The organism is Candidatus Hydrogenedentota bacterium (assembly GCA_019695095.1).
GTDB lineage: Bacteria > Hydrogenedentota > Hydrogenedentia > Hydrogenedentales > SLHB01 > JAIBAQ01.
Map to the genome: position 1 here is coordinate 20,330 of JAIBAQ010000078.1, position 7,415 is coordinate 27,744.

The following is a 7,415-nucleotide window of genomic DNA, read 5'->3' on the forward strand; positions in this document are numbered from 1 at the left end:
GCAACATTCCAAGAGAAATTGTAGCAAAGGGCGGGGGGGGCGTCAACACGGCTGCAGAGGCACTGAGCTGGACGGGCACGGACTAACACGGACTAACACGGACGGAACCGGACGGGACGGACCGACACGGAAGGGACGGACCGACACGGAAGGGACGGACCAGCATGGACGGGAACGCATAGCAGCAGCCTAACGCTGTGCATGGGCACGAATGAGTGCCGACTTAAACTGCTAACGCGTAAGAAGTTGAGGCTATGCCGCGAGGATTCTTCGCGAACGCAGTCTGGTTGCGGAGGTTAGCCTTGTATCCTGCTGCATGTCTCGAAAGCACGGTGGTTGCGGGAAGCAGCCGGTATGCTTGTTAGGAAGCCGGACAAGTTCTTCTTGGTGTAAGGGGTATAGGTATGGTTTGCTTGTGTGTGATTATCGTGATCTCAAACGATCACTTTAGCAGATCAAAGATAGAAGTAAATTGACATTCTGGACTGTTGTAATGGATAATGAGGATGAGCGCGGTTTTAGGCGTGGGGTATGCCCGCGTCAGGGGGCGGAAACCAACCCGGCCTTATATAGAGGCAGAGTGCAAGGCACTGTCGTGGGGGCGACTGTGTCAAGTTCGGGGACAAGATCTTTAGTAAAGCGATAGTACTGAATTGAGTGCCCAGAAGTTTCGTTGCGGACGGGCTGGTTTGGCTTGGGTGTGTAAGCGCCTGGGTTGAGACCGAACGCTGAACACGACGGACAGGGGAATCTGTCCGGCAGTTAGCGAACCGTTCGAGGGGACCCGTACCGGCGGGATGGCGCGGGCTGCCTGGCCCGGCCGTGCGCCCGAAAGGGTGTCGTGAGTACTGTAATCGCAGTGACTTGCCTTAGGACGCAGATTCGATGCGTCCGCAATTGCGGTTTTGCCGCGAATCACATCTCTATATGCACCTATTTAAGCATCCCGTCAGGAGAGACAAGCGGAGGGTGAACCATGATTAAGCAGATGAGAATCTCGTCGAAACTACTGTTGTCGTTTCTGTTGGTGGCCCTCGTAGGGGCAGTCGTTGGATTCATCGGCGTATGGAACATCACGACAATAAGCAACACGACGCGGAACTTTGCGAATGTCGATTCGCCGAGTATCACGTATTTGATCAAGATCAATCGAGACTTGGAGAAGGCGCGTAGTCATTGCCGTGCCCTGATCAGCCAGAGGCTTTTGGGGGATGCGCGAATTGAGGAACACAGTAGTCTGAACGATACACTTGGAACGCTCCAAGTGAGCATCGACAAATTCAACGCGCTTCCCAAGGATGATGCTTATGCCGAGGAATGGAAGAAGTTCCAACCCCTGTATGCGACGTGGCAGAAGACAGTCGCGTCACTTGAGGAAACGGTGAAGGCCCTGGAAGACGGCGGGGTAATCAATGCTGCGGGTATTTCAAGTCAGTTGGAGACGATTCGCGCGGATCACTATCAACTTCTGGCGCGTTTGCGCGTGATGACAGAGGGCGGGGCGGCAGTTGAGGGCGGTGAGGATCACACGGCGTGCGCGATGGGAAAGCTCATTGAGAATCCCTCGAATACGAACAAAGTGATCTTGGACGCGTTGGCGTCTGCTAAAGAGCCGCATGCGAAATTTCACGAAAGCGTGAAACGGATCAAAGCATCGGTTGCAGCCGGAAATTCGGCGGAAGCGGCGCGCATCCTTTCAGAGGAGACGACGCCTACGGCGATGGATGTGCTGAGCAAAGTGACGCAGGGCAACTCCATGCAGGAAGTTCAGAAGGCTGTGGCGTTGCAGCGGCAGGCGCAAGAGACGGCGTATAAGACGCTGCAGGCGGATCACCGGGCGGCGCGATCGGTCATTCAAGACTTGGAGGAGAAGTATCAGGAAGATGTCAATGCGAAGGCGACGTCAGCGGTGGACGGCGCAAACCGCAGTCGAACATTTATGCTTGTGTCTTTGTTTGCGGGAATTGTGCTGGCGGTGGCTCTGGCCGTTGTGGTGACGCGGGCAATTACGAAACCGATCAACGCCATAGTTGGGACGTTGACGGCGGGAGCGGAGCAGGTTGCGTCGGCATCGAATCAGGTTGCGCAATCGAGTCAGCAAATGGCGCAGGGGGCTAGCGAGCAGGCATCGAGCCTTGAGGAGACTTCGGCGTCGTTGGAGCAGATGGCATCCATGACGCGGCAGAATGCGGATGCCACGGAGAAGGCTCTGAGGATGACGCAGGAGGCGCGCGGCGACGCCGAACGAGGGCGGGATGCATCAACGCGCATGGTGAGCGCGATCAGTCAAATCAAGTCGTCGTCGGACCAGACGGCGAAGATTCTGAAGACCATTGACGAGATAGCGTTTCAGACGAATCTGCTGGCATTGAACGCTGCTGTGGAAGCGGCGCGAGCAGGCGAGGCGGGCAAGGGGTTTGCGGTCGTGGCGGAAGAGGTGCGCAATTTGGCGCAGCGTTGCGCGGAAGCGGCGCGAAATACGGCGTCTTTGATAGAAGAATCGCAGAAGAATGCGGACGGCGGTGTCACGGTGTCGACCGAGGTGACGGGATTGCTCGGGCAGATTGCGTCGCAGGTTCAAAAGGCGGAGCAGTTGATTCGAGAAGTTGCGGCGGGGAGTCGTGAACAGGCGCAAGGCATCGATCAGATCAACATCGCGGTTGCTCAGATGGACAAGGTAACGCAGATCAATGCGGCGACGTCGGAGGAGACCGCATCGGCGAGCGAGGAGTTGTCGGCGCAGTCGGAACAATTACACGAAGCCATTACCGAATTGGTCGTCGTTGTAGAAGGGGCGCGGGCTCAGTCTGCTCAGGGGGCACTTGGTGAGAAGGACAAGGTGTGGTCCGTTCGACGGGCAGCGCCTCCCGCGCCTGTAAAAAAGTTGAATGTGGGTGAGCGTCGCAAGACGGTGGCCAAGAGCGGGCTGTTGAAGGTCCCGACAGGAAGTGACGTGAAGTCGCCCGAGCACGTGATCCCATTAGAAGGCGAGGACATGGCGGATTTTTAGGTCAAGATAGCTGATTTTCTATGAGGCGGCCGCCACACATGGATTGCGGTGTGCGTTAAGTGGGCGAGTCCGCAGGGTGAGTCTAAGAACCGCGAGAGCCCTAAGGGTCGTAGGTGGAAGGCAGTCTTCCAGATTGGGAAGGCTGCCTTTGATTGTTTGGCGCTCTTTCAGAGCGGCCGTTAGGGAGGGTTGGTTACCTAGGGCGGCGTCCTCCTTGGCCTCTCGACTGCGTCTCGGGGCTTCGGAAGACTCTGCCCTAGGCAATCGTGTTGTGCGCCTGCGGCGCGGAGGAGGGGTCTGGACATAATTAACAGGATTCACACGATGGGATACCAGCCGGATCGCAGGAAGTGAAATCGGGCGTGAGTCCTTGGAGTGTGAGTCTTGATCATGGCATGTACGCATTTCTTGATCCGTCGGCGCAGGTGCGCTAGGCTTGGATTGTACTTGTATGGAAGCCTAGTAGTGCTCGTGCGGCCGCTGGTATGAACGGTTGAGTTGTGGCGAGGGACAGACGGGCACGTTGGGGAGTTGGCGCGGTGCGGCGCTGATTGGGGGAACGAAAAACACTGAATCAAGTGCCGACTTGTCGGATTGCGAATTAACTGAGAGTTGAAGGGCCAGCAGACCTGTGTTTCGTGTTCGAGCCTAGTCCGCATCTTGCGTCGCCGCAACTGAGAGTTGGCGCAGAATGCCGATGTGCCGAGCTTTACGGTTATGCCATGAGAATTCCGGACTAACCATTCAACGGAAGGGGGAAATCATGAAACGTAATGTGGGGATTGCCTTGGTTCTGTTGCTTGTAGTGGGCGTTGGCGCTTGGCGATTGATGCCGAGTAAGCCGGAACCGGCTCCGCCGCCAGTGAAGTCTGAAGTGCCTAAGCCTGAGCCGGCCAAGGTTGAGCCGCCGCAGCAGGAGGCTTCCCTTCCGGTAGAGCCCGTGCAAATAGATACCGCGCCAGTGCCTGAGCCGGCCACCGAGCCCGCGCCGGTGGACCCGGATGACCCCTTTGGCGGTAAGCCGATCACGGTGGAGACGCTCACGGGTTGCAAGGAAGTACAGATGCTCGACAAGACGCCGCTGGTGATTGAGTACGCGCGGAATGGCGTATGGAAAGTGAATGGCAATGACCGTGCGAAGTGGACGATTGAGGGGAATCGGGTGAAGATTTACAAGGACGGCACGGACGAAGTGCATTATGTGGATATTGTTGAGAATAAGCTGGTCTATAACGGCAAGACGATCAAGATGACGCGGTAGTCGGTGGGGGGGGGCTGCGGTCGTAAGAGTGGACTAACACGGACTAACACGGACGAACATGGACGAGGTGGAGACCTTCGGTCGTAAGAGTGGCACGGTCCGGAGACCATGCCACAACATGAGGGGGCACGGACTGGCGCGGACGAACATGGGCAGCAGGGGCAGCAGGGATAAATAAATGCCGAGAGTATTAGGGCCTCGCCCCGCACGTTGTGTGCGGAGCGAGGCTCTTGTGTGTGAGGACGGCTTTACAGGGTTATGCTGTTATTCCCAGCAGCCGAGGCCGTCGAATGGATCGATGTCGGGAGTAACATAGATTCGGGTCGTGAAGACCTGAGCGCCCAGGTCCGCTTCTACGAAGTAGGCGGTCCAGCCTTGTGCAGGAGGCGGGCAGTAACCGATGTAGGTGCCGTTGCCCTGCTGAGGCAGATCGGAACTCGTGTAGATTGCGCCGACCGTTTCGAGACGGAAGTCGCGCGCGGTTGGGTTTGTGGCTTGCCACAGTTTCACGGAGTCTGGGGTCTTGGAGGTCGTCACGGTGATGGCGCCGTTGCCGTCGACGGTCCAGTCGATGTACGGGTTGTCATAACCGTAGACCTGGTTGAAGCCCCAGGAGAAGATCTGATAGATGTTGTCATAATCATCTATCACGCCTTCCATGTAGTGGTCCTTGTTCGGGAAGTAGCGAAGCCGCATATCAGCCTGGTTGGGCAGTTCATCCAAGTAGAACCGGGAAGAGTCCGGCAGGAAGAACTGGTCGCTGGAACCGTTGATGATAAGCGCGGGCATCGTGAACTTCGAGATGAACCTGTAGGGGTCCACGATGTTTTGCAGATCGGGTGCAAGCGGGTCGTTCGCAGCGCGGCAGAACAGATCGAAGTCGACGTAATCCTGGATCGCGGGCGAGTAGGATCCGTAGGCTTCCCAGTGGTGCTCGACCTGCTTGTGGAGCTGGAAGACGTCGATTACGAGGGGTACGACGCAGGCAACGCGGGGATCGACGGCTGCGGTCAGCCACGTGGTCCATCCGCGTTTGGAAGCGCCGACCACGATGAACTTATCGGCTGTCTTCACTTCTTTCTGGATGAAGTTCATGCCTTTCACGGCGGCTTTGACCATGGCGGCGTGCGCAGCCCAGGTCCAGTCGCCGGTGGTGAGGACTTTGTCCAAGCTGTAGGCGAGGACTTCGTCTTCGGTTCGGGCATTGTTCACTTCGTCTGCAAAGTAGAGGGGTTGATTGGGCACCTGATCGATTTGGGCATAAATGGAGCCGAGCGCAATGGCCGCCGCGGCAATTGTCCCGTCGGGTGACGGGTGCTTAAGCGGATAGCTGCCGCCGTTGATCAGGTAGAGCACTTCGTCGCCGTGGAACCATGGCCTCGCCATGACCATGTCATGCTGCCACAGGGTGCGGTCAACTTCGGCCGTGCTTCGCCAGTTCTGGGAAGTTAGCGTCATCTCGTAGCCGTCCCAGCCGGTGTGCCCGTCGATGTCATTAATGACGTAGCTTGTGGCGGCATCGGTAGCGCCGACGTACTGCACGAGAGCGGTTGCCGACGACGGCGTTACAGGACGGAATACGGCGCAGGCCCATTTGTCGCTTGTGGAACGGAAGGAGAAGGAAGCGGGTTGGCCCGCGAAGGAGCCTTCCCAGTGGTCGAAGACCCAGCCTGGGGCGGGAGTGGCGGAGACATTGACCTTGGTGTACCAGACGTACCAGTGGGAGCCCACGGATGGACTCACGGAACCTTCACCGAGCTTGGTTGTCGTGAGGTAGTTTGCGTGTGCGGGAGATAAAGCGAACATGACAGCTAAGAGCACTACCCCCAAAATCACACCGTGTCTCATATGTGTTTCCCTTATCTTTTGTTGCTAGCTTCTGACTTTTCGCAGGATAGACTTCCCCGGATGCAGTCTGCTTGCCTTTTCCCCCCTTTCTACCCCCGAAGGATGGACGTGGTTCTACCTCACGTTAGCGGATCGTTGATGAGCGCGGCGTCGCCCCATTGGCGGCACATCCTCATCCCCATCCATGACGGCGTCGCGCACACTACAACCCCACCGGTTCCTCGGGCACATGCCGGAACCGGAAAAGTGAGCGGATGCCGAAAAGGACTGAACTAATACCCCACGTATAGGGGTATACAACGAGAATCGAAAAACGTCAAGTGAAATTTTTCTTGGCATGGCTATATCTTTGACTATTACTGGGGGTCAGGGTATCGTGAAAGACGGGGGGTGCGTCCGGCAGGCGCAATTCTTCCGGCCGGAGGCCGGATGGGGGAGGATGTCTTCGGATGAATCGTGAACGTTTGATGACCGCAGGTTGGGTGTGTCTATGGGGGGTCGTTCTGACAATCCCGCTTGAGATTGTGCGAGGGGTCCTGGTGTCGAAAGTCGGCCTTCCTCTGAGCCTCTTCTCGCCATTCATAGTCTTGGCAACGACCGGGCTCTCCCTTTATGTTTGGTACGAGCTCCGGGAGATGTTGAACAAGACGTATCACTTTGCGTCGGCGGACAATGCGATACTTGGTATGGCCACCCTCGTACTGATTTGGACCGCGGTCAACTTCTTTGACTTCATGGTCCCGCAGCTTCGAATCGGCCAGCACAGTTCTGGTGTCCTGCTGTTGTTCTATGTTGTAACAGGGGTCGTCAGAGGGGTATTGGGAATTCTGCTGGCGACAGAACTGAGACGGGTTGAGGACGCACCGCAGAGTCTCAAGACATTTGGCGTGCTGAGTATGATCAGCGGGGTGATGTTCTGCACCGTTATTCTGATTCCGTTAGCCGCCCTTGTGTCAGTCGTGGCGAAGATTGTGTTGATTTATGTGTTTTGGGAGACGTCGGAGTTCTACAAGTATGCTGTGAGCACAACGCCTACCCAAAGAACAATGACCAGATGAAGGCGAATACGCCATTGTCGCGGATTGGCTGGAGGGAACTGTAATGCGTGCGTCGAGCCGTGTGTGTTGCCTTGCATTGCCGCTCCTGCTTGGAGTGGCCGCGTGCAGTTGGGCGGAGGAACTCGGCAACGCTATCCAGCAGGGGCTTGTGGAGGCGAGGATCGTGGGCAAAGGGGGGAGTAGCGGGGACACGATCGATTTGATGCTACGGAAGACTCCTAAGGCGGGAGAGGCGCCG

The 7,415-nt window shown here is 57.0% G+C and carries 5 protein-coding genes; 4 read left to right on the forward strand and 1 reads right to left on the reverse strand.

Features of this window, described 5'->3' with window-relative positions; genetic code table 11:
• Window positions 1–976 precede the first annotated feature (976 nt).
• Both K1Y02_14070 and K1Y02_14075 read left to right on the forward strand, forming a co-directional pair.
• Window positions 977–3,010 carry an MCP four helix bundle domain-containing protein gene (locus K1Y02_14070; GenBank protein ID MBX7257485.1) on the forward strand — a complete coding sequence of 678 codons (2,034 nt, stop codon included), beginning with the start codon at window positions 977–979 and terminating at the stop codon, window positions 3,008–3,010.
• A 763-nt stretch (window positions 3,011–3,773) separates the two neighbouring features.
• Entirely contained in the window at window positions 3,774–4,271 is a 498-nt protein-coding gene (locus tag K1Y02_14075; GenBank protein ID MBX7257486.1) for a hypothetical protein, read from the forward strand.
• 264 nt (window positions 4,272–4,535) lie between these two features.
• Here the strand turns inward: K1Y02_14075 and K1Y02_14080 are convergent, their stop codons facing one another.
• The gene (locus tag K1Y02_14080; GenBank protein MBX7257487.1) at window positions 4,536–6,119 is read right to left on the reverse strand and encodes a PhoPQ-activated pathogenicity-related family protein; all 1,584 of its coding nucleotides are present in this window, start codon (window positions 6,117–6,119) and stop codon (window positions 4,536–4,538) included.
• Between the two features lie 449 nt (window positions 6,120–6,568).
• Between K1Y02_14080 and K1Y02_14085 the strand changes: the two genes are divergently transcribed.
• Both K1Y02_14085 and K1Y02_14090 read left to right on the forward strand, forming a co-directional pair.
• The gene (locus tag K1Y02_14085; GenBank protein MBX7257488.1) at window positions 6,569–7,177 is read left to right on the forward strand and encodes a hypothetical protein; all 609 of its coding nucleotides are present in this window, start codon (window positions 6,569–6,571) and stop codon (window positions 7,175–7,177) included.
• A gap of 43 nt (window positions 7,178–7,220) precedes the next feature.
• Window positions 7,221–7,415 (forward strand): hypothetical protein (locus K1Y02_14090; protein MBX7257489.1); only part of this gene is annotated, 195 nt, incomplete at its 3' end.

Excerpts from the sequence above, each read along its gene's own strand:
- K1Y02_14080 (MBX7257487.1), bottom strand. The coding sequence starts at position 6,119 with ATGAGACACGGTGTGATTTTGGGGGTAGTGCTCTTAGCTGTCATGTTC.
- K1Y02_14075 (MBX7257486.1), top strand. The coding sequence starts at position 3,774 with ATGAAACGTAATGTGGGGATTGCCTTGGTTCTGTTGCTTGTAGTGGGC.
- K1Y02_14070 (MBX7257485.1), top strand. The coding sequence starts at position 977 with ATGATTAAGCAGATGAGAATCTCGTCGAAACTACTGTTGTCGTTTCTG.
- K1Y02_14085 (MBX7257488.1), top strand. The coding sequence starts at position 6,569 with ATGAATCGTGAACGTTTGATGACCGCAGGTTGGGTGTGTCTATGGGGG.